The 24,257-nt window shown below is 62.8% G+C and carries 24 protein-coding genes and 1 tRNA gene; 9 read left to right on the top strand and 16 right to left on the bottom strand.

Annotated elements, in window-relative coordinates:
• Nucleotides 1–336: 336 nt before the first annotated feature.
• The 7 genes from ACTJLC_RS30615 to ACTJLC_RS30585 form a co-directional block, all read right to left on the bottom strand.
• Nucleotides 337–1,086 carry a hypothetical protein gene (locus tag ACTJLC_RS30615; RefSeq protein WP_440846178.1) on the bottom strand — a complete coding sequence of 250 codons (750 nt, stop codon included), beginning with the start codon at nucleotides 1,084–1,086 and terminating at the stop codon, nucleotides 337–339.
• Between the two features lie 108 nt (nucleotides 1,087–1,194).
• Nucleotides 1,195–2,409, bottom strand: coding sequence for a tyrosine-type recombinase/integrase (locus tag ACTJLC_RS30610; RefSeq protein ID WP_440846176.1), 1,215 nt, complete (start codon nucleotides 2,407–2,409; stop codon nucleotides 1,195–1,197).
• A gap of 175 nt (nucleotides 2,410–2,584) precedes the next feature.
• A tRNA-Ala gene (locus ACTJLC_RS30605) sits at nucleotides 2,585–2,660 on the bottom strand.
• A gap of 63 nt (nucleotides 2,661–2,723) precedes the next feature.
• Nucleotides 2,724–3,074, bottom strand: coding sequence for a c-type cytochrome (locus tag ACTJLC_RS30600; RefSeq protein ID WP_440846174.1), 351 nt, complete (start codon nucleotides 3,072–3,074; stop codon nucleotides 2,724–2,726).
• Nucleotides 3,071–3,865 carry a BON domain-containing protein gene (locus ACTJLC_RS30595; RefSeq protein ID WP_073432383.1) on the bottom strand — a complete coding sequence of 265 codons (795 nt, stop codon included), beginning with the start codon at nucleotides 3,863–3,865 and terminating at the stop codon, nucleotides 3,071–3,073. Before ACTJLC_RS30595 ends, ACTJLC_RS30600 begins: the two co-directional genes overlap by 4 nt.
• 22 nt (nucleotides 3,866–3,887) lie before the next feature.
• Nucleotides 3,888–4,475, bottom strand: a complete 588-nt coding sequence (locus ACTJLC_RS30590) for a phosphoheptose isomerase (protein ID WP_440846171.1) — start codon at nucleotides 4,473–4,475, stop codon at nucleotides 3,888–3,890.
• A gap of 226 nt (nucleotides 4,476–4,701) precedes the next feature.
• Nucleotides 4,702–5,151 (bottom strand): YraN family protein, encoded by a 450-nt coding sequence (locus tag ACTJLC_RS30585; protein WP_440846169.1) that lies wholly within the window; start codon nucleotides 5,149–5,151, stop codon nucleotides 4,702–4,704.
• Between the two features lie 37 nt (nucleotides 5,152–5,188).
• Here ACTJLC_RS30585 and rsmI point away from each other — a divergent pair, with 37 nt between their 5' ends.
• A complete protein-coding gene (gene rsmI, locus ACTJLC_RS30580) occupies nucleotides 5,189–6,067 on the top strand; it encodes a 16S rRNA (cytidine(1402)-2'-O)-methyltransferase (protein ID WP_440846167.1) in 879 nt (292 codons plus the stop codon).
• 149 nt (nucleotides 6,068–6,216) lie between these two features.
• Here rsmI and ACTJLC_RS30575 read toward each other — a convergent pair whose 3' ends face one another.
• Nucleotides 6,217–6,822 carry a septal ring lytic transglycosylase RlpA family protein gene (locus ACTJLC_RS30575; RefSeq protein ID WP_374710913.1) on the bottom strand — a complete coding sequence of 202 codons (606 nt, stop codon included), beginning with the start codon at nucleotides 6,820–6,822 and terminating at the stop codon, nucleotides 6,217–6,219.
• 634 nt (nucleotides 6,823–7,456) lie between these two features.
• Here ACTJLC_RS30575 and ACTJLC_RS30570 point away from each other — a divergent pair.
• The 3 genes from ACTJLC_RS30570 to ACTJLC_RS30560 all read left to right on the top strand — a co-directional run bounded on the left by ACTJLC_RS30570 (nucleotide 7,457) and on the right by ACTJLC_RS30560 (nucleotide 9,284).
• Nucleotides 7,457–8,101: an MBL fold metallo-hydrolase gene (locus ACTJLC_RS30570; protein WP_310319165.1), complete on the top strand. Its 645-nt coding sequence runs from the start codon at nucleotides 7,457–7,459 to the stop codon at nucleotides 8,099–8,101.
• Nucleotides 8,098–8,736 carry an exonuclease gene (locus ACTJLC_RS30565; RefSeq protein WP_073432389.1) on the top strand — a complete coding sequence of 213 codons (639 nt, stop codon included), beginning with the start codon at nucleotides 8,098–8,100 and terminating at the stop codon, nucleotides 8,734–8,736. The genes ACTJLC_RS30570 and ACTJLC_RS30565 overlap by 4 nt, the downstream gene beginning before the upstream one ends.
• A gap of 89 nt (nucleotides 8,737–8,825) precedes the next feature.
• A complete protein-coding gene (locus ACTJLC_RS30560) occupies nucleotides 8,826–9,284 on the top strand; it encodes an Lrp/AsnC family transcriptional regulator (protein ID WP_012431468.1) in 459 nt (152 codons plus the stop codon).
• Between the two features lie 79 nt (nucleotides 9,285–9,363).
• Here ACTJLC_RS30560 and ACTJLC_RS30555 read toward each other — a convergent pair whose 3' ends face one another.
• The 3 genes from ACTJLC_RS30555 to ACTJLC_RS30545 form a co-directional block, all read right to left on the bottom strand.
• Nucleotides 9,364–10,611 (bottom strand): cation diffusion facilitator family transporter, encoded by a 1,248-nt coding sequence (locus tag ACTJLC_RS30555; protein WP_073432390.1) that lies wholly within the window; start codon nucleotides 10,609–10,611, stop codon nucleotides 9,364–9,366.
• Nucleotides 10,612–10,883: 272 nt separating this feature from the next.
• Complete coding sequence (locus ACTJLC_RS30550) at nucleotides 10,884–11,186, bottom strand: H-NS histone family protein (RefSeq protein WP_073432391.1); 303 nt, start codon at nucleotides 11,184–11,186, stop codon at nucleotides 10,884–10,886.
• A gap of 394 nt (nucleotides 11,187–11,580) precedes the next feature.
• Nucleotides 11,581–12,243, bottom strand: coding sequence for a HugZ family protein (locus ACTJLC_RS30545; protein WP_440846163.1), 663 nt, complete (start codon nucleotides 12,241–12,243; stop codon nucleotides 11,581–11,583).
• Nucleotides 12,244–12,433: 190 nt separating this feature from the next.
• Between ACTJLC_RS30545 and ACTJLC_RS30540 the strand changes: the two genes are divergently transcribed.
• Nucleotides 12,434–13,645 carry an MFS transporter gene (locus ACTJLC_RS30540; RefSeq protein ID WP_083084924.1) on the top strand — a complete coding sequence of 404 codons (1,212 nt, stop codon included), beginning with the start codon at nucleotides 12,434–12,436 and terminating at the stop codon, nucleotides 13,643–13,645.
• Between the two features lie 187 nt (nucleotides 13,646–13,832).
• Here the strand turns inward: ACTJLC_RS30540 and ACTJLC_RS30535 are convergent, their stop codons facing one another.
• Nucleotides 13,833–14,978: a branched-chain amino acid ABC transporter substrate-binding protein gene (locus tag ACTJLC_RS30535; protein ID WP_073432394.1), complete on the bottom strand. Its 1,146-nt coding sequence runs from the start codon at nucleotides 14,976–14,978 to the stop codon at nucleotides 13,833–13,835.
• A gap of 685 nt (nucleotides 14,979–15,663) precedes the next feature.
• Between ACTJLC_RS30535 and ACTJLC_RS30530 the strand changes: the two genes are divergently transcribed.
• Together ACTJLC_RS30530 and ACTJLC_RS30525 are read left to right on the top strand one after the other, a co-directional pair.
• Nucleotides 15,664–16,362 (top strand): dienelactone hydrolase family protein, encoded by a 699-nt coding sequence (locus tag ACTJLC_RS30530; RefSeq protein ID WP_073432395.1) that lies wholly within the window; start codon nucleotides 15,664–15,666, stop codon nucleotides 16,360–16,362.
• Nucleotides 16,363–16,612: 250 nt separating this feature from the next.
• On the top strand, nucleotides 16,613–18,130 hold the full coding sequence (locus ACTJLC_RS30525; RefSeq protein WP_440846180.1) for an amidase: 1,518 nt from the start codon (nucleotides 16,613–16,615) through the stop codon (nucleotides 18,128–18,130).
• Nucleotides 18,131–18,163: 33 nt separating this feature from the next.
• Here ACTJLC_RS30525 and ACTJLC_RS30520 read toward each other — a convergent pair whose 3' ends face one another.
• From ACTJLC_RS30520 to ACTJLC_RS30505, 4 genes are all read right to left on the bottom strand, one after another.
• The gene (locus ACTJLC_RS30520) at nucleotides 18,164–19,456 is read right to left on the bottom strand and encodes an MFS transporter (protein ID WP_310119428.1); all 1,293 of its coding nucleotides are present in this window, start codon (nucleotides 19,454–19,456) and stop codon (nucleotides 18,164–18,166) included.
• 253 nt (nucleotides 19,457–19,709) lie between these two features.
• A complete protein-coding gene (locus tag ACTJLC_RS30515; protein ID WP_114161713.1) occupies nucleotides 19,710–20,021 on the bottom strand; it encodes a high-potential iron-sulfur protein in 312 nt (103 codons plus the stop codon).
• 188 nt (nucleotides 20,022–20,209) lie between these two features.
• Entirely contained in the window at nucleotides 20,210–21,316 is a 1,107-nt protein-coding gene (locus ACTJLC_RS30510; RefSeq protein WP_310319171.1) for an NAD(P)/FAD-dependent oxidoreductase, read from the bottom strand.
• A gap of 299 nt (nucleotides 21,317–21,615) precedes the next feature.
• A complete protein-coding gene (locus ACTJLC_RS30505) occupies nucleotides 21,616–22,593 on the bottom strand; it encodes an AAA family ATPase (RefSeq protein WP_083084933.1) in 978 nt (325 codons plus the stop codon).
• Nucleotides 22,594–22,863: 270 nt separating this feature from the next.
• Here ACTJLC_RS30505 and ACTJLC_RS30500 point away from each other — a divergent pair, with 270 nt between their 5' ends.
• Nucleotides 22,864–23,358, top strand: a complete 495-nt coding sequence (locus ACTJLC_RS30500; RefSeq protein WP_083084934.1) for a hypothetical protein — start codon at nucleotides 22,864–22,866, stop codon at nucleotides 23,356–23,358.
• Between the two features lie 56 nt (nucleotides 23,359–23,414).
• Nucleotides 23,415–24,212: an endonuclease/exonuclease/phosphatase family protein gene (locus ACTJLC_RS30495; RefSeq protein ID WP_083084936.1), complete on the top strand. Its 798-nt coding sequence runs from the start codon at nucleotides 23,415–23,417 to the stop codon at nucleotides 24,210–24,212.
• The last annotated feature ends 45 nt before the right edge of the window (nucleotides 24,213–24,257 follow it).

Here is a 24,257-nt window from a genome sequence, read left to right as displayed (position 1 = left end):
GATGGGGATGGGCTCGCGCCCCTGCGTTCGACATGGCTGACTGGCTCCGTCAATCTAAACGCGCCCATCATGCTTTGGAAAAATCAGCATCGGGAAACGGTCGGGCCGAGTCGCTTACATTGGCCCGAACAGCACCGGTGGTAAAAATGCGGGGGGAGCTCAGGCGTTCACGGAACGCCCGACGAGGAGCCTGAGGTCCCGTGCGGACCCGCAGGCGAGACGCAGCGTGGCGCGCTCGATGGCGATGCGGCGTTGTGCCGACGCGTGCCGACGCTCGAGATCTTGTGAGGCTGCTCGGCCCGGCCTCATGTCATGTGCAGCCCGACCATGCAGCAATCATTTCGCTGAACACCGCATTCTGAAACCGCCTGCTTGCTGGACTTCCTCATCACCGTTCAACCAGGCGTAAAGCAGCGCGCGGACATCGACTTCTTCGCGTCGCTTCCTAATCATGTCTTCGACCTTTGGGGCCACGACACGAACGGCCGAGTCCGGAGACATCCAACCACCCGGAGGGCAATCATCCTTTAGATGCTTAATGCAAGCGTCCCGAGCGGCCTTGTGCTTGTTTGCCTCCTTGACGATTCCGCCCTTTTTCCCGCTCCGCCTCTTGTCGTCCGCTGGCTTTGCCCCCAAGTAATACCCCTGTGCTTGCCCGTCATAGAAGCAGACCCGCGACAAATGCCACCATACTTTTTCCGTCATGCCAGTCTTGAGTGCAGCCTTTGCCTTCAATAATTCACTGCAAAAACACACCATACTTCGGCGATACACGCCGTCGCGATCCTTGAAAAATTCGGGGGCGAGAGGGTAAGTCTCGATCAGTTCCGCAAACGCCTTATCCTTGTTATCGAGGCCTTCCTCCTCCTCATCAAGGCCGTCCTCCACTAACTGCTGTACGGGGAAGCGAGGAAGCGCGTTAAACTGGGCCACGCGATCCAGATACGCCTGAAAGCCGACATCGTCGGAATCAAATTCTTGGTACAGCACCTGCCGACGTCGGTTCTCGATCTCCCTAACAGCATCCCACCACCGTTCGATGTCTGAATCATCTGGCAAGTCGTGCTGCCCGCCCATCTCGTCCATATTCGCCCCGGTATCGCACGTCTCTTAGTCAAAATGGTCGGCCGTCCGTAAGTCATAGCGGTCGGCACAGGACCAGGCAACTTCACACCACCTTGCTCAAGCGCCTTCTCAGGCCGCTTCGCCGCCAAGCTGCACGACATCAGCTCCGCCCTTTAGCTTGTCAAGATAGTCCGCCCACGTCTGCATCATCGCGACGCGAGTATCGATAAATCTCGTACGATTGTAAGCAGTCCCGAGTGCATCAGGAACCTTGTGCGCCAATTGATGCTCGATCACCTCACTGGGAAAGCGCAATTGCTCATGCAAGATGGTGCGTGCCATTGCGCGGAAACCATGCCCGGTAATCTCGGTTTTCGTGTCGAAGCCGAGCCGACGTAATGCCGCGTTGATCGCTGCCTCACTCATCGGTTTTTTGACATCGCGCCCCGGAAAAACGTATTTGCGATGACCGGTCAGCGCATGCAGATCGCGCAAGACAGCAACGGCTTGAGTTGCCAGCGGCACAAGGTGCTGCGTTTTGGTCTTCGAGACGGTGTAACGCCACTCGGCCTTGTCGAGATCGATTTGAGACCATACCGCGGTGCGAAGCTCGCCCGGCCGTACAAAAAACAGAGGTGCCAGACGTAACGCGCATTGCACGACGAACGTCCCTTGAAAACCGTCCAAAGCACGCAACAGGGCAGCAACTTCCGTAGGGTCTGTGACGGAAGCGAAGTGGGTATGCCTCGCAGCTGGCAAAGCTCCGCGCAAATCTGCAGTGACATCCCGCTCCGTTCGTCCTGTCGCCACTGCATAGCGGAAAATCTGCCCGCAGTTTTGCTGCACTCGGTGAGCTGTATCGACTGCCCCTCTCCCTTCCACGCGGCGCAAAACGGACAAGACTTCTGGTGCCTTGATCTCTGCGATGGCCCGGCCACCCAGCCACGGGAAAACGTCTTTTTCCAAGCGCGCGATGATCTTGCTGGCGTGACTCTCAGCCCATCCAGGTGAATACTTGGCGAACCACTCCCGTGCGACAACCTCGAAGCTGTTCTCAGCGCGTTCCACGAGAGTCGCCTTCTGAATCTTGCGCTCGATTCCCGGATCAATACCTTGATCAATCAACCGCCGAGCGTCGTCACGGCGACGGCGAGCGTCCTTTGCACCAACATCTGGGTAAACGCCGAGCGCCAGCCGCTTCTCTTTCCCGGCGAATCGGTACTTCAATCGCCAGTACTTGCCCCCTGCGGGCGAAACCTCCAAATACATACCCAACCCGTCAGTCAGACGGTACGGCTTCTCTTTCGGCTGTGCGTTACGGATTTCAACATCAGTTAGCGGCATCTTTCAACCTCGTAGGGGGCATCAGCTTTTACAGCTCTCATGGTGCCCCCGAAAATGCCCCCTCGAACCACCCGCTGTCAACAGCTTTCGCTGGACATCGCTGGAAATAAAAAACCCGCGAAGCCTTACGGCTAAGCGGGTTTCAAATTTCCTCGGACAACCTCGGAAGTATTCTTGGTGGAGAGGAGGAGGATCGAACTCCCGACCTTCGCATTGCGAACGCGACGCTCTCCCAGCTGAGCTACCCCCCCAACGTGCGAACAATTCTAGCACAAGCATTTTCCGTTTTGCCAAGCGCCGCGGCACGCCAAAAGTCACTTCGATGGCGCGCCGGCAAGCACCCAATCCACCACCGTGCGAATGTCCGCATCGCTCATCGATTGATGCGCCGGCATCGGAATCATGCCCCACACGCCGGAGCCGCCCTCCTTCACCTTGCGCGACAATTTCGCCGGCGCTTGCACGTCGCCCTTGTACTTCGCGCCGATCTGCTGGAACGACGGCCCGACCAGTTTGCGGTCCACCGCGTGACATCCCATGCAGGCATTCGCGTTCGCGACCATTCGACCACGCGGCGCATCGTCAGCGTGCGCCGTGGATACGAAAGCACTCGCCGCCACGCCAAGCGTCAATGTGGCAGCAAAGACAGCCACGCCCCGTTTCACGGCGTCGTCGCCTTCGGATTACCCGGATGCACCGAGTTCGAATTGGTAACCGGCGCGGGCGCCTGTTGTTCGAGCGGGCGCGAACTCACCGACGAATCCGGAATCGCCCCGATCGTCGGAGCGCTGGCGTCCGGTTGCGACGCGGCCACCGGCGCGGTTCCCGCAGCAGCGGCCGCGGCCGTGGCTTCCTGCGGCTGGATGTACTGGAACACCTTCACGACCTGCGTCACACCCGGCACGCGGCTCGCGACGTCGGCGCCGCGATTGCCTTCGTCCATCGTGACGAGCCCCATCAGATAGACCGAGCCACGCTCGGCCACGACTTTGAAGTTGTTCGCCGAAATATTCTTCTCCGCGATCAGCGCGGTCTTCACACGCGTCTCCAGATACGTGTCGTTCGTGCGCGACGAGAACGAGGTCGCCGGCATGATCGCCAGTTCGTTGACGATCGTATTCACGTTGTTCAAGCCCCGCACGATGGTCTCGGCGCGCTGCTTCGACACTTCGCCCGGCACCTCGCCGGTCAGCAGCACGCGGCGATTGAACACCGCCACGTTGACGTGCGCCGCGTCCGGCAGATTCTGGCTGATCTGCGACAGCGCCTTCACCTGCAATTCACGGTCTTCGGTCTGCGCGCCGAGCGTGCGCCGGTCGGTCGCCACCAGCGCGCCGCCGCCCGCCGCGCCGGCAACCGCAAGGAAGCAACCCTGCAACGTCGCGGACAACCCCGCCGCGAACCCAACCACGAGCACGGTTCTCACCAGTGTCTTCTTGACGCGGAATACGCTCATCAACCAGCTCTCCTTGAATCAGTCAGTCTTCGCCCAGCAACATGGCATCGATGCCGTCGCACAGACAATGGATGGTCAGTAAATGCACTTCCTGGACACGCGCGGTGCGATCGGACGGCACGCACACGTGGATATCGGTATCGCTCAATACTTCCTGCATGCGCCCGCCGCCCTTGCCGGTCAGCGCGACCACGATCATTTCGCGCTCGTGCGCGGCCTCGATCGCGGCGAGCACATTGGCGGAATTGCCCGAGGTGGTGATCGCCAGCAACACGTCGCCCGGCTGGCCGAGCGCCCAGACCTGCTTCGAGAAAATCTGCTCGAACGAATAATCGTTGGCGATCGCGGTAAGCACCGACGTGTCGGTGGAAAGCGCGATCGCGGGCAGGCCCGGACGCTCGCGCTCGAAACGGCCGATCAGTTCGGCGGCGAAATGCTGCGCGTCCGCCGCCGAGCCGCCGTTGCCGCACGCCAGAATGCGGTTGCCGTTGGCGAGCGCGGCGAACATCGTGTCGATCGCGGCGGCGATCGGCATCGACAGGATTTCCAAGGCTTCGAGTTTGACTGCCGCGCTATCGCGGAAGTGTTGTTGAATGCGTTCGACTGACATCGAGTCTCTATCTTTCTACCGCGAATGGACCGCAGTGCGCGGCCGTGTTGTGAAGTCGTATTGCGAAGTCGCGTGACGTTGACGAGCCATGCCGGTCATGCAGCGCACTCATCGGTCGCGTGACGAACATCGCGAGACACGCTGCTGGCTGCATCATCGGCATCGCCCCGTGGCCCGCACGCGAGCGCAAGTTTATCGCACTCACGCGCCTTCTCAGCGCATGGCGTCAGACTTCGTCTGCGCGAAACGCATCGCGCAGCCAGACAAGCCGACCCGCTTCGAACGCAATCACATCGAAACGGCATGCAGGCTCATTTTGTGAACGCTGGCTGCGACTCGCCAGATAATGCCGCGCGGCGCGCACGATCCGCTGCTTCTTCTGCCAGCCGATACTCGCCGCCGCGCCGCCATAGTGCCGTTGCGCCCGCGCGCGGACTTCGACGAACACCAGCGCGCCGTCGCGATCGCGCATCACCAGATCGATTTCGCCGCCACGGCACGACACATTACGCGCGACGAACCGCAAGCGCTGCCGCTGCAAGAATTCCTGCGCGCGCGCCTCGAAAGCGGAGCCGACGAGTTTCGACCCAGTTGGTCTCGAAAAGTTGTGCCGGTCGGCGGATGCGCGCCGCGCCGGCGGGCCGCCGCCCGGATCGCCCGGCCCTGCGTGGCACAATGGCGGCCTTCTTCCGTCTGTTTGCGTCTTCTGCCTCATGACTCCTCTCTCCGAACTCGCGCAAGGGCAGCAGTACCCCACCGCCGCGCTGTATGTGGTGGCGACGCCGATCGGCAACATCGCCGACGTCACGCTGCGCGCGCTGCATGTGCTCGGACTGGTGGACCGCATCGCCGCCGAAGACACCCGCAACACAGGTCAACTGCTCGCGCGCTACGGCATTTCCAAGCCGCTCGTCGCGGTCCATCAGCACAACGAGCGCGCGGCGGCGCAGCGTCTGATCGAGCATCTGCAAGCCGGCGAGCGCGTCGCCTACGTGTCGGATGCGGGCACGCCGGGCATCTCCGACCCCGGCGCGAAACTCGTGGACGCAGTACGCGAAGCCGGCTATCCGATCATTCCATTGCCAGGCGCGAGCGCGCTCGCGACCGCATTGAGCGCGGCCGGCGACTGGGTGGCGACGTTCTCGTTCCTCGGCTTTCTGCCACCGAAGGCAAAGGCGCGCGCCGCGACGCTGCAAGCGCTCGCGAAGCATCCGCACGCAATGGTGTTCTACGAAGCGCCGCACCGGATCGTCGAAACGGTGCAAGCCTTGGCCGACGCTTTTGACGGCGAGCGCAAGCTGCTCATCGCACGGGAATTGACGAAGTTACATGAAGCGCTGCATTGCGGCACCCTGGCCGAAGGGCCAACGTGGCTCGCGGCCGATCCGAACCGGCAGCGCGGTGAATTTGTGCTGGTGGTGGAAGGTGCGCAGCCCGAGGCCGCCGGCGAACACGATCACGACGCGCTGCTGGGCATCTTGCTGGAAGAACTGACGGTGAGCAGCGCGGCGAAAGTCGCGGCGGCTATCACCGGAGCGTCGCGCAATGCGCTGTACATGCGCGCATTGGCGCTGAAGAAAGACGAAGAATAAACAGAGGGCAACAGGGGCAAACGAAAAGGGCCGCACAGTTATTCGACTGTGCGGCCCTTTTCGTTCCTGCGGCAGCGCGTGAGCATGATCTGCCCATCGTGCCGCGCAGCAACCACGAGCGCGCGCGAAACACGCCCGCCGTCATCACTTTATTTCTCCGCGCTCGGTCCCGACGCGTTCGACGCCAGCATTTCGTTACGCGCGGCGCGTGCTTCCTGCTGCGTCAAACCCTCGATCTTGACCCGCGCCGTACCGGCGTGGCGCATGTCGAGCGCGTTCGCGGCGGCCATCGACAGGTCGATCACCCGGCCGCGCGCGTACGGGCCGCGGTCGTTGATACGCACGACGACCGAGCGCGAAGTTGCCGGATTGGTCACCCGCACAAAAGAACCGAGCGGCAACGTGCGATGTGCGGCGGTGAGCGCATGCATGTCGTAACGCTCGCCGTTGGCGGTGCGGCGGCCATGGAAGGCGCGGCCGTACCACGACGCGCGACCGGTCTGGCGGAAATCCGCGGCGGCGGGGCCGTCCTCGGTGAGGGGCTTCGCGTCGGCCAGCGACGGACCTTGGGCCGCAGCGCCGGATGCCGGCGCGCTACCGAAGGCTTGCGGCCCGAAGGAGGCCGCTTGCGCGTTTTTCGTGCTCAGCGGCGCACCGCTTGCCGAGGTGTTGCGGGCGTCCGGAGGGGTCGCACAGCCGGCCAGCACAAAAAAAGCAAAAAGAGTCCCCAGACCACGGGATAACCGAGTTTTCATAAGACGTGTAATCACATTGTCGAGCCGCATCACGCGAAAGTTGAGCGTGTTGCCTGCGACTCCGGCGATAAGGGACGACAACGCGCCGCGCAGATGAGCGCAGTACGTCAAAGCCCGGATGCGGCTAACCAGCCGCTACCGCACGGTTAATTTTCACGTCTGGCGCAACCTGTCCCCGGCAGCCTGACCAGACCCCACATGCCGCCATCGAACGTGGCAAACACGTTCTTGCGCGCGAAACTCAGCGCACAGGAACGGCGGCGTAGGCCCCACCCAGCGTCACGGACGTTAAGTCCGTAGCAGGCGCGCGGCGCCTGGCTGGGCAAGACGTGTGCATCGAATGCATCGATACCTGACGGCCGCCGACAACTGCGGCGGCCCATACTTGACTGGCGATCCCGCGCCCTTTTGTGATGGGGACGCATCGCCGTGTGGCATGCACAATGACCCGTGCATAGCGGCATTATACCTAAAAGAAATTTTTGAGACGGCAAGCGACTGAAAACCTTGATGAATTTTCACGCGTGCTGCAAAAATGAGCAGACAAAAGTCGCCGACCACGGACCTCGTCGGCCTCCGCGAGAGTCGGCGAGAGGCCGGTACAATCAACGTTTTACCTGCGGCGCCGTCACTCATGAAAGTCACCTTGATCCCTGTCACGCCGTTCCAGCAGAACAGTTCGCTGCTCGTGTGCGAGGCGACCGGACGCGCGGCCGTCGTCGATCCGGGCGGCGACCTCGACGTCATCCAGGGCGAGATCGCGCGCCGGAATGTGACGGTCGAAAAAGTCTTCCTCACGCACGGCCATATCGATCACTGCGCCGGCGCAAAGACGCTCGCCATGCATTACGGCGTGCCGATCGAAGGCCCGCATCCCGACGAGCGGTTCTGGCTCGACAAGCTGCCGGATCAAAGCACCCGCTTCGGTTTCCCCGCCGCCGACGCGTTCGAACCGGACCGCTGGCTGCACAACGGCGACACCGTGCAGTTCGGCGACGAAACGCTCGAGGTTTATCACTGCCCCGGACACACGCCGGGTCACGTGGTGTTCTTTAGCCGCGCGCATCGGCTGGCGCTGGTGGGCGACGTGCTATTCGCCGGTTCGATCGGCCGCACGGATTTTCCGCGCGGCAATCACGCGGACCTGGTGCGTTCGATCCGCGAAAAACTCTGGCCGCTCGGCGACGACGTGACGTTCGTGCCCGGCCACGGGCCCACCTCGACGTTCGGTGACGAGCGCCGCACCAATCCGTATGTCGCCGACGGAGTCGAGGCATGAGCGAAATCTATGTGAGCACCGACGTCGAAGCGGACGGTCCGATTCCCGGCCCGCATTCGATGCTCAGTTTCGCCTCCGCCGCCTACACGGAAGACAAGCAGTTGATCGCCACTTTCTCGGCGAATCTCGAATTGCTCGAGGGCGCCAAGCCGCATCCGGTGCAGGAAGCATGGTGGAAGACGCAGCCCGAGGCGTGGGAAGCCTGCCGCAAGGACTTGCAGCATCCCGCGGCCGCGTTGACGGCTTACGTCGACTGGGTCGAGGCCTTGCCGGGCAAGCCGGTATTCGTGGCGATGCCGGCGGGCTTCGACTTCACCTATATGTTCTGGTACATGATGCGGTTCGTCGGCCGCTGCCCGTTTTCGTGGTCGGCGCTAGACATCAAGACGCTTGCGTTCGCGATGACCGGCCTGCCGTACCGCAAGAACATCAAGCCGCGCTTTCCGAAACACTGGTTCGACGAGCATCCGCATACGCATGTGGCGCTGGACGATGCGATCGAACAGGGCGCGCTCTTCTGCAACATGCTGAAGGACTTGCGCGCGACCCAGGCGGCAACCCAGGCCGCGGTACTCGCAACAGCTAAAGATGGGGACGGCTCAGGACAAAACGCCGCTGAGGAACCAGCAAATTAGGGAATCTCCCTCGTTGGAGCCGTTTTAGATTGCGTTTCGTTTTCGCGCCCTCTACCATGCATGATACGGCGACGCAAACGGAGGCGCAGTTGACACTCGATACGTTCTCTCAAAAAATCCTGCGTCTGCTACAGCTCGACGCGCGCCGTTCGGTGCAAGAGATTTCCGACCAGGTCGGCCTGTCGAGCACCCCATGTTGGCGGCGTATCAAGGACATGGAGCAATCGGGGGTGATCCAGCGCTACACGGCGCTGCTCGATCGCGAAAAGCTGGGGCTGCATGTTTGCGCGCTCGCGCACATTCATCTCACGCGCCATACCGAAGGCGGCGTGGAGCAGTTCGAGCGGGAAATCGCCACCTGTCCGGAAGTCACCGAGTGCTACAGCACGACCGGAGAATCGGACTACATCCTCAAGATCGTCGCGCCCGACATCAAGGCGTACGACAGCTTTCTGCACGAACGCATCTTCAAGATTCCCGCCGTCGCGCAGGTGCGCACGAGCGTCGTGCTGCGCGAAATCAAATTCGACACGCAATTGCCGCTGTAAGGACGAGTGGATTCCGCCGCCGCGCTCGAGCCTTGGCGCTTGGGTTCGTCCAGTGACGCCGTTCGTGCCCGCGCCGCGATCAGGTGGTGCTGTGCCGCTCCGCGCCCTTCGCGCGCGCGATCGACCCACCGCTCCCCGTCACTGCCGCCGAATCGGATCCGCCGGCCGAGGGCGCGTTCAATTCCTGCAGTACGTCGAGTTTGCGGGCGCCCAGGCGACGCTTGAGCGCACCTAGATCGACGCGCGCTAACCGTCGCCCGACGTCCGCGTCGGCACCGGAAACCAGCGCGGGCAACACCACTTCGACGTCGAGTCCCGTGCTCAGGTAGTGGATGTTGACCGCTGCGGCTTTCACGCCGGCCGCGGCCAAGGCGGCGTCCACCTCGGCAACCACCCGCTCCCTGGTAGGCAGATCGACTGGCGGACGCGCGAGCGCATCGTTCTCCGGATCGACGTGAATCAGAGCGTCGAGCACGCGATTGTCGGTCAGCACCCGCAAGCGCGCCGACTCGGCGATGTAATGGCCCTCCGAGACCGAAATCAGCGGATCGACCAGAATATGCGCGTCGACAAGCGCGAAGTCGCCCATCTTGCGCGTGCGCATTTCATGCACGTCGCGCACGCCCGGCGTGGAGAGCAGCAGCGCGCGCATGTCGGCGGTAGCCGACTGATCGAGCGCGCGGTCCGAGAGATCTTGCAGCGCGTCCCAACCGAACATCCAGCCCATGCGCGCCACCATGAAGCCGACGATCGCCGCGGCGATCGGGTCGAGCAGGCGCACCCCGGCGAGACTGCCGACAATGCCGATCGCCACCACCAACGACGACGCCGCATCGGAACGCGCATGCCAGGCGTTCGCGATCAACATGGCCGAGCGCACGCGCTGCGCTTCGCGCAGCATGTAGCGAAACAGGCTCTCTTTTGAAATCAGCACCAGCACGGCGACGACGAGCGCGCTCATATGCACGGCCGGGATGCTTTCCAGATCGGCGAGACGCGTGCCGGCACGCCACAACATGCCGACGCCCACCGCAATCAGCAATCCGCCCAGAAATAACGAAGCCACCGTTTCATAGCGGCTGTGTCCGTAATTGTGATCCGCGTCGGGCTTTGCGCCGCTGTGCCGATTGGCGATCAGGACGACAAAATCGGAAATCAGATCGGCGAGCGAATGGATGCCGTCCGCGACGAGTGCCTGGGAGTGAGCAAACACGCCAATGAAGATTTGCAGCGTCATCAACACCGCGTTGAGCGCAATACTCACAAGGGTGCTTTTGCGCGCAACGTGCTGTTTCTCTGCGGACTGAACTGCGGCGACGGAAGGCATCGGAGAAGCAGATGAAAAGTTCAATCCCTGTATTCTACCCGCTGCATCTCGAAAACGAGCGGAAAATGCCAGAAATATCCTTTCAAATCAGTTGCTTATCTAAACGAAAAGCATTCGTGTTCGAACCATTTCGAGCGTATGCAAGAGACCGCGGCAGCACGCCGACGCAATAAAAAAACCGCGCCCTGACTGGTACGCGGTTTTTGTCGGACAGCAACGCATCATGTGCGCGGCTGATTGAACCTATTTGTACGACTATTGATGCGATGGGATTATTTCTGAATTAGAAATTTATCGCGGTCCAGACCGGCGATCCAGCGCGGCGGCTTGCCACGGCCCGACCATGTGCTACCGCTATCCGGGTCGCGATATTTCGGTGCCACACCTGCACGCGGACGCCCGGCTTTGGCGCCCTTGGCAGCACGGCCGCCACCGAGTTCCGCCAGCGTAATGCCGTAATCGGCCATTTTCTGCTTGATCTCATTCAACACTTCCGCGTATTCGCGCGACTTCGCTTCTTCGATCTGCTTTTCAAGCTTCTCGCGCTGTGCGAGTAGTTCCTTGTAGGAAGACATAGATTCCCTTTGTGGTTCGGATAAATGACTGCCAGTCTTAAGCCGGCTTGCCCTTGTAAGTGATCATGCCTCGGAATTTGACGGCGAGATTAACACAAAATAGAAAGACAACAAAAGCGGGCAGAGAAAATTAATTCAGTTTCGTTTCGAAAAATTTCGGATCAACGTGGGGTTGCGCACATGTTCCGAATAGATGGATTGAGATTTTTACAGAAGCATTCCAACCGGCATCAGTAATTATTGGATTAATTATCAAAAAATGAAACTTAAGATGTCGATCGAGCATCAACATTTCATTTCATGACAGCTTAGCTGCAATCCCGTAACATATTGTCAGACTTGTTGCGCGGTGTTATTGCCGCATGCATGTTTTCCCGGCATGGCAATGAATCACCTAATTGGCGTGTCGCCGCATGCAATCTTCCACTGCCGCATGCAACGCTTCACGATCGAGTTTGGCGTCCTCGAAGGCAAAGCGGCTGCGTGCTCCGTTCAGTTTCAGATCGGCGCCATATCGGTCGAGGCCGAGCAGTTCCACACCGTCGACGCCCTCACGATAGTCGCTGAAGTGCGCGAGCAGCGCGCTTTCCTCGTCGAAACCGAGCGGCGGCAGCGGATCGAGCTCCGCGCCGTCGAGCCATCCCATCGCACCGAAGCCGCCGATATAGCGCAAACGCTCGATTTGCAGGGTCCAGAACGTGAAATCGCCGAGCGCGAGATAGCGTTGCGCATCCGGGTGATAGCGCAGATAGCGCTGCACGACCTCGGGAGCCGGGTCGATCGCTTCGAAGGTGCCCAGCAAGGTCACGCGCTGACCGCTTAGCACGTCGCCGTCGGGTGCGTCGACGACGAGGAAACCGGCGCGCGGGTCGGCGCGCAGATTGTGCGTGTGCTCGGCGAGCCGGCTGATGAGAATCGTCGGGCGATGCCGCGGGTCCGGCGCGAACGGCAGCACGGTGGGATAAGGAAAGCCCTCCGGCTCGCGAGCGTGAGTAGCCAGCGTGCCGACGGCAGTCGTGTGCAGCAGATGCAGCGGAGCATGAGCGGGAATGTTCAAGTACGCGTTCCTCGATGGATAGCGGACGCCCTAATGCGCCCGTCACGTATGGCTCAAATAATCGTAGGCGTTCAAGTACCGGCTTCCAAGTCTCCTGAAAGCGCCTCGCAAGCATAAGCCCGGCCGCTTCGCTAGAATCGGAAATTCACCGCAACGCGCTTTCCGCGTGTCATCCGTCCACGGGATCTCAGTGTCCGACCGCTCTTCAGAACTCGCCGCCCTTCCTGCCGCTCACCGCGAACTGTCCGACACAGCCAGGCAGCGGGCCCGCCTCGCCACGATGGCCGTGTTCTTCATCGCGGGGATGATGTACGCGTCGTGGGGCGTGCACGTGCCGACGGTGCGCGACCGCTTCCATCTGAATGCGGCGATGCTCTCGTTTGCGCTGCTGGCGGTGGCGGGCGGTTCGATCGGCGCCATGGCGGCCAATGCGTCATGGATCGCGCGAGTCGGCACGCGCCGCGCCTGTCTCGCTGGCGGCCTCGTGATGGCGGCGTGCGCGGCGCTGATTCTGATCGTGCCGGCGTACTGGCTGCTGCTGATCGTGCTGGCGATTTTCGGCGCGGGCATGGCCACGCTCGACGTCGCGATGAACGCCGAAGCCAGCGCCGTCGAAAAGGCGCTCGGCAAGCCGATCATGTCATCGCTGCACGGCATGTTCAGCGTCGGCGGGATGTTCGGCGCGGCGGCTGGCGGCGCGTTGCTGTCGCGCGGCATGGCGCCGGCGCTGCATCTCGCGCTGGCCGCGGCGGTCAGCGCACTGGTTCTGATCGCCGCCTGCCCCGCGGTGCTGCCGCACGTGCCGCATGCCGAGCATCCCGACGCCGCCACGCCGCGCGCCAACCGCTGGCGCTCGCCGGCCTTGTGGGCGCTCGGCGTGATGGCCCTGGTCGCGCTGATCGCGGAAGGCGCGATGTACGACTGGGCCACTGTCTATATGCGCGACGTCGTGCTGAGCACGCCCGCGCTCGCGAGTGCCGCGTATGCGGCGTTCTCGGGCGGCATGGCGGCGGCGCGCTTCGCCGGCGACGCGGTGCGCGCCCGCTTCGGCGCGCCACAACTGGTGATGGCGAGCGCGACGCTCGCCGGCGCCGGAATGGTCGGCGCATTGCTGCTGCCCAACCCGGTGGCGGCGCTCGTCGGCTTCACGCTGATGGGGCTCGGCCTCGCGAACATGATGCCCGTGCTGTTCGCGGCGGCGGCGAGCGTCAAGGGCATTCACGCGGCGGAAGGACTCGCGCACGTCGCCGGACTCGCTTACTTCGGGCTGCTGCTTGGGCCCGTGATCATCGGCGCCGTGACGCAGGCGACCAGTTTGCCGATCGGCTTGTCCGTGGTGGCCGTGTGTTGCGCATTGATCGCGATTGCCGGGCCGAAGGTGCTGCGTCGTTTGAAGATCTGACACGAGCGCGGGCCGCGCACGACACCCAGCCCATCCATTCACGCGCGGGCAAACGATTGCGCCAGCGCGGCGCCTTGAATCGGCATATCGACCACGCATAAAAGAAAAGGCACGCGAGCCCTACGGCGCGCGTGCCTTTTTACCGCTCGACCGAAGACAGACAAACGCTGTCTTCGGTCATGCAGTCTTACATCTTCACCACGTCGAGCAGCGTCTTCTTGCCCGACTTGTAGTTGTACAGCGAGATCACGCCATGCTGAAGATCGCCCTTCGCGTCGAAGGTGGTTTCGCCGATCACACCCTTGTAGTCGGTGCTCGGCATCGCTGCCAGGATCTTCGCCGGATCGGTCGAGCTCGCACGCTTCATGGCGTCGACGACGATGTACACCGCGTCATACGTGAACGGCGCGTAGATCTGGATCGGCTGACCGAAACGCTTCTGATACTTGGCGAGGAACGCCGGGCCGCCGGCCATCTTTTCGAGCGCCATACCGGCTTCCGAGCAAACGATGTTGTCGGTTGCGTCGCCTGCCAGGTCGGCCAGCTTGTCGGTACACACGCCGTCGCCTGCCAGCACCTTGGCGCGCAGGCCGAGCTGCTTGGCTTGCTTGGCGAAGGGGCCGCCGGTGGCGTCCATGCCGCCGTACATGATCGCGTCCGGGTTTTCGCCCTTGATCTTCGTCAGAATCGCGCGGAAGTCGACAGCCTTGTCGTTCGTCGCGTCATGCGACATCACTTTCAGGCCCAGCGACTTGGCGGTCTTTTCGAATTCGTTTGCGAGACCCTGGCCGTAAGCGGTCGAGTCGTCGACGATCGCGACGCTCTTCACTTTCAGACCCTTGGCGGCGTAGTTAGCCAGCGCCGGACCTTGTTGCGCGTCGGTTGCCACGACGCGGTACGTCGTCTTGAAACCTTGTTGCGTGTAGGCCGGGTTGGTTGCCGACGGCGAGATCTGCACGATGCCCGCATCGCTATAGATCTTCGAAGCCGGGATCGACGTACCCGAGTTCAGGTGGCCGACCACTGCGACGACCTTGTCGTCGACCAGTTTCTGCGCGACTTGCGTAGCCGTGCGCGGGTCGGCTGCATCGTCTTGCGGATCGAGTTGCAGCGTGACCTTCTGGCCGCCGATCGTCAGGCCCTTGGCGTTGATTTCTTCAACTGCCAGGCGCGCGCCGTTTTCGTTGTCTTTCCCCAGGTGAGCGATACCGCCAGTGAGCGGCGCAACGTGACCGATCTTCACGACCGTGTCGGCTGCAGCCGTTGTTGCCAACGTTGCGAACAGCATCGCCGCAGCGCTGATGGGCAACAGCTTTTGAATCTTGATGTTCATGTAAGTCTCCAGTTTCGGTCCCAAAAACAACGTAATCGCCTGTGCCCCCGCTTCACCAACACGTGTCGCTCAATCCCGTGGACGACCACGCCGGTTGCATCGTTCATGCACTTGGCAAGCACGTTTGCCGGACTGTTTGTGGCAGGCGGCAAGCCGTACTTGCGCGCAAGTGTAGGCCATCAAATTAATTTGTGGGGCTTTTTTGAGGAAGTGGGATCAACACTAATAGCGTTTATCCAACAGCGACCGATTCCGACTGGACGCATCGACTGGAAAGCACCAACCCATGCGGGTTTCCGCTATGTGAGGCTTTCGTCTAACCGCGCGGCTCAACGCTTTTAGCGTGTTAAACCGTTAATGCTTCGGTCATGTTTTTTGCCTAAAAAACAGGCTTTTTACGAGCACGCGCGAGACGCGTGCAAACCCGCGCTCGAATCACACCGAATCAAACGCGCCAGCGCGACGATTCGCGCCGCCCGCCGAAAGATGAATCATCGAGCATGCTCATTCGCCGCACGCGGTTCTCACCACGCGCCGCGCTTCGCCGAGTGCGCCTTCGCGGCGCAGGGGGCGTCCTGCAAGGCGTTTCTTTTGGTGGCAAACTGACCGCCCGCTTCAGGCATTCAAGCCTTGGCTTCATTCAGACCGACCTCGCGCAGCGGCGCATGGGTATATGGAGAGCAGCATGAGCACGACTTCCCGATGGATCGACATCCCCGCCGGCAACGACAGCTTCGGCGGCTACCTCGCGTTGCCCAAGGGCGGCAAGGGACCGGCCGTCATCATCATTCAGGAAATCTTCGGCGTGAACAGCCATATCCGCTCGGTCGCGGATCAGTACGCGCAAGACGGCTACGTCGCGCTCGCGCCGGACGTGTTCTGGCGCGTGCAGCCGCGCGTCGAGTTGACGTATGACGGCGCGGATCGCGCGAAGGGCATCGAACTGCTGCAAAAGACCAACGTCGATCAGGCCGTCGCCGATATCGGCGCGACCGCCGCGGCGCTGCGCGCCATGCCGGAAGTGACCGGCAAGATTGCGGCAATCGGCTACTGCTTCGGCGGACGGCTCGCTTATCTGGCGGCGGCGCAGGGCACGCTCGACGGCGCGGTCGCCTATTACGGCGGCGGCATCCAGAATCAGCTCGAGCAAGCGGCGAAGATCAAGGTGCCGATGCAATTCCACTACGCCGAACTCGATGCGAATATTCCGGTGTCGGCGGTCGGCCAGGTTCAGGAGCGCTTCGCCGGCCGCACCGATGCCGAGTTTCACATCTATCCGAACGCCGATCACGGCTTCAACTGCTCGGACCGTGCGTCGTATAACCAGCGCGCCGCCGCGCTCGCGCATGGCCGCACGCTGACCTTCCTCGGTGAGCGGCTGTAATTCGCCGGCTATAACTCGCGAGACTCGCGGCTGTGACCCGTGGCCCGTGACCGTCACGCGCGCTTTTGATCCGCGCGCGCAGTTCACCCCCGCAACTCAGGTACTCTCCCCACAGACGGCGCGCGTTCGGCGCGCCGTCCTCCTCGATGCATGGCGATGAACCCCGCCCAGCGAATCTCCGGCAGAGCGGTTCGTCGCGCGCATAGGCAACCGGCAGATCCAACACTCGACTCGCGAGGGCTCATCCGTGGTGCAATCCGACTATCTCGCCCATGACGCCATCGGCCTCGCCGAACTCGTGCGAACCCGCGAAGCCAGCGCGCGCGAATTGCTGGACATCGCGATCTCGCGCACCGAGGCCGTCAATCCCGCGATCAATGCGATCGTGCTGAAGGACTACGACGCGGCGCGCGAACGCGCGTCGCGCGACGACGCGAAGCGGGCAAACGGCGCGAACCATGCCGACAGCGACCGCGCGCAAGGAGCACTCGCAGGCGTGCCCTTTCTGATCAAGGATCTGGGCGCGCCGGTCGCCGGGCTGCGCATGTCGATGGGCAGCCGCCACTATCGGCACTTCATTCCCACCGAGGACGCGCCGGTGGTCGCACTCGCGAAAGCGGCCGGCCTCAATATCTTCGCCAAGACCAGCACGTCCGAGCTCGGCCAGATGCCTTATACGGAACCCGAACTGTTCGGCGCGTGCCGCAATCCGTGGAATCTCGACCATACGCCCGGCGGTTCGAGCGGCGGCGCGGCAGCGGCGGTCGCGGCGGGCATCGTGCCGCTCGCGCATGCGTCGGACGGCGGCGGCTCGATCCGCATTCCCGCGTCATGCTGCGGACTGTTCGGTCTCAAACCCTCTCGCGGGCGCGTGCCGCGCGTCACGCCGAACGCCGCCGGCGAACTCGGCGTCGATCATGCGGTATCGCGCAGCGTGCGCGACAGCGCGTTGCTGCTCGATCTGCTGGCGGGCAATGCGGACAGACCGTCCGGTGCGCCAGGCACGTTCCTCGGTGCGAGCCGCGAACCCTGCAAGCCGTTGAACATCGCCTACGTCACCGAATCCATGCTCGCGCCTTCGCTCTCCGCCGACTCGCGCGCCGCGCTCGAGGACGCCGCGCAACTCGCGCGCTCGCTCGGTCACAACATCGAGCCCGTCTCGCTCGGCATTGATTTCGCGGCTGTGCGCCATGCGTTTCTGACGCTTTGGTCGGTGACCGCCGAAGAACTCGTGCTGAACGCCGACCGCATCACCGGTCGCAAGCCGCTGCGCGAGGAATTCGAAATCTCGACGTGGGCGATGGCGCACGTCGGCCGCAAACTCGGCGAACGCGGCTTGTCCGCCGCGCTCGAGGAACAACGCCGCATAACCGAACGCCTCACCGATCTGCTGCACCGCTACGACGTGATTCTGTGCGCGACGCTCGCGGCGGCGCCGATCAAGATCGGCGAGATGCAGCCCACCTCCGCGGAACGCATGCAGATGCGCGCCGTCACCGCGATGCCGCTCGAACCGCTAATGAAAAAGCTGCTGATGGAAGCGTCGAACAAGGCATTCGCGTGGGCGGGATGCACCGAACTGTTCAATCTGAGCGGGCAGCCGGCGATGTCGGTGCCGCTTTACTGGAACGCGCGTGGCCTGCCGGTCGGTGTGCAATTCGCCGCGCGTGACGGCGGCGAGGCAACGCTGTTTCGGCTGGCCGCGCAACTCGAAGCGGCGCGGCCGTGGTTCGACAAGCGGCCGCCGCTGATGCCGGCGCGCAGCTAGATGGAGTAACGCCCGCTCATCGTCTCGACGACGTCACGCCGGTTTGCGCTGCGCGTCGAGATCCGCGTGGCGCTTGCCGGGCATGCATGCCACCGCGACGAGGGAGAGCGCCAGCCCGGCCATCACGTAGTACGTCGGCGCGAGCGGCGAGCCGGTGGTCTTGATGAGCCACGTCACGATGAAAGGCCCGAAGCCGCCGAATATCATCACCGCGACGTTGTAGGCAAGGGAGAGACCGATCGAGCGCACGTTAGCCGGGAACAGTTCGGCGATCAGCGCGCCGAACGGCCCGTAGTAGCCGGACAGCGTGATCGACAGCAGCGCCTGCACAAGTATCAGTTTCGACACGCTCGGCTCTGCCGCGAGCCATGCGAACAGCGGATAGATGATCACGAGCGTGATCGCCAGCGACCACAACGACAGCCCCTTGCGTCCGATTCTGTCGGACCATGCGCCGGTGAGCGGCGAGAGCACGGTCAACAGCAGATTGCCGACGATCACCGCATAAAACGATTGCCCGTAAGGCAGCTTCAGTTGCTTGACCGCGAAGGTCGGCAGATAGCTGATCAGTACGTAGATCGTCACCGTGAGCGCGATCACCGCGCCTAGCCCGCACAGCACGTCGCGGCTATGGTTTCGGAACAGTTCGCCGAGTGTCGCGCGCCGCGCGGTTTTTTTCGCGAGCAAAAAAACTTCGGAATCGGCAAGATGCCGGCGAATGTAAAAGCCGATCGGCCCGATGATCAAGCCGAGAATGAACGGCACGCGCCAGCCCCAGGACTTCAACGCCTCGGGCGACAGGCCGCGCGTGACCAACGCGCCCACCAGGGCGCCGAGCAGGAGCGCCGCCGCCTGGCTCGACATCTGCCAACTGCCGTAAAAACCGCGCCTGGAGAACGGCGCCGCTTCGATCAGCAAGGCGGTCGAACTGCCGAACTCACCGCCGGCGGAAAAGCCTTGCAGCAAACGCCCGAGCACGATCATCAAGGGCGCGCCGATGCCGATCGCCGAATACGGCGGCGCGATCGCAAGCAGCAGAATGCCGAGCGTCATCAGCGCGATGACGAGCGACAACGCCGCCTTGCGTCCCGCGCGATCCGCATAGAGTCCGAGTACGATGCCGCCGACCGGCCGCATCACGAAAGCGACGCCGAAGGTCGCGGTGGTCAGGAGCAGCGACGAATAATCGTTGGCCGCCGGGAAGAACAACTGCGCGATCACCACCGTCAGGAAACCGAACACGGTGAAGTCATACCACTCGAGCGCATTGCCGATCACCGCCGCGGCGACGGCCCGTTTATGGAGGCTACTTGACGCTGGTGCCATTCAAATCTCCAGCTTGCGAAAAGTGTCTCGCGGTGCGTCGTATCAACGTAGAGGCGCGTGAGTACGCCGGAAAAACCGACGCTGCCCGCAGCGGCCGTCACGGAGTGTAAAGAGGGCGCAAGCTGTTTTCAAGCAGCAAAAAGGCGTCTGCCGCACTGAGCGGCAGACGCCTCGATCATCCGCGCTGAGTCTCGCGCGGGCATGTTGCAGCGCATCTGCCGCGATATCGAATACACACGCGGCAAGAGCGGCATCAGACCTTCTTGTTATATGCGCTGCACCACCCCTTGGCCGCGACCTGCTTGCCCGCGAACATCGGGCAGCCGGCGTAGGCGTCGGTGGGTTTGCCTTGATAAAAACTGCAGTTGCCGCAGTCCTGGCCCGGCGCATATTTGGCGAACTTGGCCTTGTCGACCTTGCTCGCATCCTCCTTATAGCCGAGCGCCTGCGCGGTCGGGTCGCTTTCGGCGACCTTGGGTGCATCCGCGAAAGCCTGGCGCGACAGCGCGAAGCTGGACGCCACACCGATGCTCGTGATCAAAAACGTACGACGGGAAGGTTTCATGGGGACTCACTCCGTTTATATGAACTGATCGCCGTTCTGATGACAGCGGTCCCCAAGCATAGCAACGAAGCCGCCGCGCGTGACGACTCAAATGATAGAGATAAGCGAATCGGTACGACGCCAGGCTCGGACGTCACGCGTGCGATGCGGTTCGATCCGCGCAAGGCGGGCCGCCAGGTGAATGCCGGTCACTCCCGCCCGCTCAGTTCGCAGACGCGCCGCGCAATCGCGAGCGACGCCGTCAAGCCCGGCGATTCGATCCCGAACAGATTGACGAGCCCGCGCACGCCATGCGCGGCCGGACCTTGAATCACGAAGTCGGCGGCGGGCTCGCCGGGGCCCGAAAGCTTCGGACGAATCCCCGCATAAGCGGGCTGCAACGCACCGTCGGGAAGCGCGGGCCAGTACGTGCGAATCGCCGAGTAGAACGATTCCGCTCGATGCGGATCGACGTCGTAGTTGATCGTGTCCACCCATTCGACATCGGGACCGAAACGCGCCTGGCCGCCGAGATCGATCGTCAGATGCACGCCGAGACCGGCCTCGTTCGGCATCGGATAGATGAGGCGGCTGAACGGCGCGCGCCCCGAAATGCTGAAGTAGTTGCCGCGCGCGAGATAGAGCGGGGGCACGTGGCGCGCGTCGAGTCCGCGGATCTTGCGGGCCAGCGCGTTCGCGTGCAGACCGGCGCTGTTGATCACGCATGCGGCGCTGATCGTGGCCGGCGCATTGCCGCCCACCTTGATGATGAAGCGGCCGTTGCTCGCCTCGATCGCTTCGACCGGCGCATGAAACGCGAACACCGCGCCGTCGCGCTCCGCATCGCCCTGAAGCGCCAGCATCAACTGGTGACTGTCGACGATGCCCGTCTGCGGCGAGAACACCGCCTCGACACATTCGAGCGCCGGTTCGAGCGCCTGCGCCTGGTCGCCGCTGATCCGCATCAGGTCGAGTACGCCGTTGTCGCGCCCCTTCGCCATGATGCTTTCGAGTTGCGGGATCTGATTGCGCGAGGTGGCGACCAGCAGTTTGCCGCAACGCGAATACGGGACGTTGCGCGCGGCGCAGTAGTCGTAAAGCAACTCGCGGCCGCGCACGCAAAGCGTGGCCTTGAGCGAACCGCGCGGATAGTAGATGCCCGCGTGAATCACCTCGCTGTTGCGCGAGCTGGTGCCCACGCCGATCGCCTCGGCCGCCTCCAGCACGATCACCTCATGTCCGCGCGCCGCCAGTGCGCGCGCCACCGCCAGGCCGATCACGCCGGCGCCGATCACTACACATTCGATTTGGTCCATGTCCCTTGACGCGGCCGATTTCGCCGCGCGCTGCCTCGTTCACCCGATACACATGAGGACAGGATGCGGCTATCGAGTGCCGCACACCGCTCGCTGTCGAACGCATCTGCCCTATCGCAACCGCTATGCAAATTGTACGACGCCGCACAGACAGCAATGGCCGCCGTCGTGAACGGTTGCGGGCGCTCGGCCGTTGAGCAGTTTCAAAGCCCCGGACGGGGCAAACACAATCGTATGGAGAAGGCCCGGTTTGCCGCCGTGAAAAAGCCGCCCGCAGGCGGCTTTTGTGCAAAAACCGCTCAAAAACCGATCGGTTTTCGGCGATTTCCGTAGTCGAGGCGGATATCGCCAGCTTCGATGCTGTCGCGTCCGTCGATGCGCGCCGCGCCGAATCCATTCAATATCGCGCGACGCATCGCTCGCGGCGATGCCTGCTTGAGCGCGTCGAGCGCGGCGTCGCCGAGCGTCTCGGGAAAGCGCAGGCCCCAGTTGTGCGCCGAGCGGATCTCGTCGTAGATCGACTGCGCGATGCGGCGCGCGCCGTCATGATCCGGCGACGGAATCTCGTACACGTTCATCCGGTTGAGGATCGGCTCGGGGATCGAGCGCTCGTCGTTGGCCGTCGCGATCCAGATCACGTGGCCGGCATTGATCGGAATCTCGGCGAACTCGTCGATGAAAGTCTGCGCGGTGTCGTGTTCAAGCAGCGCGTACAGCGCGCCGAGCGGGTCGTATTGCGAGTCGCCGGAGGCCTTGTCGATTTCATCGACGGTGATCACCGGGTTCGCATAGCTGCCGTTCACGAGCGCATCGAACACCTTGCCCGGCTTCGCGTTTTTCCATTGCGAGGAAGCGCCCGAGAGAATCCAGCCGGCCGTCAACGAACTCATCGCCACGTATTGATAGGCGGTGCCGAGCAGGCGCGCCAGCTGCTTGGCGAAATGCGTCTTGCCGATGCCGGGGTCGCCGAGCAGCAGGATCGGCATCAGTTCGAGCCGGTCGTCGGTTTCAAGACACAGCGCGACCTGCTTGCGGATATCGTCGAGAGGCGCGGAAAAGTTGGGCAGCGCGTCGATCAGATCGTCGATCGACGGCATCCGGTTCGGCTTCACGCAAAAGCGCAAATTGCCGGTTTTCAGCATCTTTTCGTACGTGGCGCGCAGCGCCTCGTTCGCGCCTTCGCCGAGATCGTTCAACGCGGTCTCGACCTGATCGAGGTCGTATACCCGGCTGAAGGACGCCACGGCGATTTCCTGTTTGACCATTGCTGTTGTCATCGCTCACCCCGTCTGGCTGGTCTTGCTGCGGCGGCGCCTCGCGGGCGCCGTTTCAAGTCCAGTGTAATGACGCCAGAATCGTGTGCAAGCCAGCAGTCATGCGGCTCTGCTGCTAACGACGGGTTGTTTTAGCGGCCTCACCGCCCCATCTGAAATGCACCATTGCTGAACCCGGCCCTCGTGCATAGGTCACAAAAGTGTTGCGTCCATCGGGGGTAAGATGGCCCTCTCTGACTACACTGCCGGACGCAGTAACCGGAGATTTTCTTTATGTGGAAAACCAGTATCGTGGCCGTGCTGCTCGGCACCTCGCTGCTTGCGAGCGCGCAGCAACGGCCGGCCCAGCAGGTCGTGCAATGGCAATTGCAGGTGATGCGCGACGGCCAGCAGATCGACGCCTTCGAGGGCACCACCACGGTCGGCCAGGCGCGCACGGATACGCATCACAAGATGGTGCAGCATAACGTCGGATGTAAAGACCAGCCTGCCGGCAGCATCGATCTGGCGCGCACGCTGACGGTGTCGCCGCTGCAGGCGGATACCAACGAGGTCACCATGTCGATCGAAGCGCAGGAAACCTTCGAGGAAAACGCCGCGCGCCAAACCGACACCGGCTGCAAGCTGCCGCCGCAACCGCGCCAGGTGAGCGCCACCCATCCGGGCCTGAAGGTGCCGACCGGCCAATGGGCGAGCTGGACGATCGTCGACAAGGACCCGAACCTGGTCTACCGCGTGCGTGCGGGAGTCGAGAGCAGCGTGAACTGAAGCGAACAACCGAACCGAACAACCGAAGCCCAAACAGAACACGTGGACAACGCGGCATGCGAAACCCAGAAGAATTGATCCGCGAGGGCATTGCGCCCAAGGATTTCGTTGCGGTGAGCTGGAACCTGCACAAAGGCCGCACGCCGCTTGGCTTTCAAGCGTGGCAGGCGATGCAGCGCTGGGTTCAGTCGACTCACGCCGACGCTTATTTTTTGCAGGAAGCCATGGCGCGGCGCATGCCGTCGCCGGTATTGGCGAGCAGTTTCGGCGCGCCGGTCGCCGATCCGTTGAGCGACATCTGGCACTGCCAGGCCACCGAGATCGCGCGCGCGCTGGAACTCGAGATCGCGCTCGGGCCGAACGTATTCAAGCCGTCGTGGCGGCATGGCAATGCGATCCTGTCGCCGCATCCGCTCGATCTCGGCGGACGCTGGGACATCTCCGCGCATCGCTTCGAGAAACGCGGTTTGTTGGTGGCGCGCGCGACCTTCGGCGGTCATTCGGTCACGCTGCTGTGCGCGCACCTTGCGCTCACGCGCTCGGCGCGTTTGCGTCAGATGAACTGGATCGCGCACTGGATCGCGAAGGAAGCGCCGGAGGGTCCGCTGGTCCTGGCGGGCGACTTCAACGACTGGCGCAATGATTCGGTGCCGCTCTTCGGCGAGCACGGCTTGCATGAGGTGGCGACGCTGCTCGGCGAATCGGGCCGCACCTTCCCCGCCTTTTCACCGGCGCTCGCGCTCGACAAGATGTTCGTGCGCGGCATGAAGCCGATCGAATGGATTCCGCCTACCCAGGAAACCGCGTGGCTTTCGGATCACTTGCCGTATATGGCGCGGTTGCGGGTTGAATGAGCGCTCGCGCGAAGTAACCAAAATACAAAACGCAAAAAGCCTTGT

The organism is Paraburkholderia sp. 22099 (assembly GCF_052045835.1).
Classification (GTDB): Bacteria; Pseudomonadota; Gammaproteobacteria; order Burkholderiales; family Burkholderiaceae; genus Paraburkholderia; species Paraburkholderia terricola.
Note: the sequence above shows the minus strand (reverse complement) of the source record. Positions and strands in the feature narration are given on the sequence as shown.

Excerpts from the sequence above, each read along its gene's own strand:
- ACTJLC_RS30495 (WP_083084936.1), top strand. The coding sequence starts at position 23,415 with ATGCGAAACCCAGAAGAATTGATCCGCGAGGGCATTGCGCCCAAGGAT.
- ACTJLC_RS30615 (WP_440846178.1), bottom strand. The coding sequence starts at position 1,086 with ATGGACGAGATGGGCGGGCAGCACGACTTGCCAGATGATTCAGACATC.
- ACTJLC_RS30550 (WP_073432391.1), bottom strand. The coding sequence starts at position 11,186 with ATGTCTTCCTACAAGGAACTACTCGCACAGCGCGAGAAGCTTGAAAAG.
- ACTJLC_RS30535 (WP_073432394.1), bottom strand. The coding sequence starts at position 14,978 with ATGAACATCAAGATTCAAAAGCTGTTGCCCATCAGCGCTGCGGCGATG.
- ACTJLC_RS30565 (WP_073432389.1), top strand. The coding sequence starts at position 8,098 with ATGAGCGAAATCTATGTGAGCACCGACGTCGAAGCGGACGGTCCGATT.
- ACTJLC_RS30530 (WP_073432395.1), top strand. The coding sequence starts at position 15,664 with ATGAGCACGACTTCCCGATGGATCGACATCCCCGCCGGCAACGACAGC.
- ACTJLC_RS30575 (WP_374710913.1), bottom strand. The coding sequence starts at position 6,822 with ATGAAAACTCGGTTATCCCGTGGTCTGGGGACTCTTTTTGCTTTTTTT.
- ACTJLC_RS30515 (WP_114161713.1), bottom strand. The coding sequence starts at position 20,021 with ATGAAACCTTCCCGTCGTACGTTTTTGATCACGAGCATCGGTGTGGCG.
- ACTJLC_RS30500 (WP_083084934.1), top strand. The coding sequence starts at position 22,864 with ATGTGGAAAACCAGTATCGTGGCCGTGCTGCTCGGCACCTCGCTGCTT.
- rsmI (WP_440846167.1), top strand. The coding sequence starts at position 5,189 with ATGACTCCTCTCTCCGAACTCGCGCAAGGGCAGCAGTACCCCACCGCC.
- ACTJLC_RS30570 (WP_310319165.1), top strand. The coding sequence starts at position 7,457 with ATGAAAGTCACCTTGATCCCTGTCACGCCGTTCCAGCAGAACAGTTCG.
- ACTJLC_RS30595 (WP_073432383.1), bottom strand. The coding sequence starts at position 3,865 with ATGAGCGTATTCCGCGTCAAGAAGACACTGGTGAGAACCGTGCTCGTG.
- ACTJLC_RS30520 (WP_310119428.1), bottom strand. The coding sequence starts at position 19,456 with ATGGCACCAGCGTCAAGTAGCCTCCATAAACGGGCCGTCGCCGCGGCG.
- ACTJLC_RS30610 (WP_440846176.1), bottom strand. The coding sequence starts at position 2,409 with ATGCCGCTAACTGATGTTGAAATCCGTAACGCACAGCCGAAAGAGAAG.
- ACTJLC_RS30505 (WP_083084933.1), bottom strand. The coding sequence starts at position 22,593 with ATGACAACAGCAATGGTCAAACAGGAAATCGCCGTGGCGTCCTTCAGC.
- ACTJLC_RS30555 (WP_073432390.1), bottom strand. The coding sequence starts at position 10,611 with ATGCCTTCCGTCGCCGCAGTTCAGTCCGCAGAGAAACAGCACGTTGCG.
- ACTJLC_RS30510 (WP_310319171.1), bottom strand. The coding sequence starts at position 21,316 with ATGGACCAAATCGAATGTGTAGTGATCGGCGCCGGCGTGATCGGCCTG.
- ACTJLC_RS30590 (WP_440846171.1), bottom strand. The coding sequence starts at position 4,475 with ATGTCAGTCGAACGCATTCAACAACACTTCCGCGATAGCGCGGCAGTC.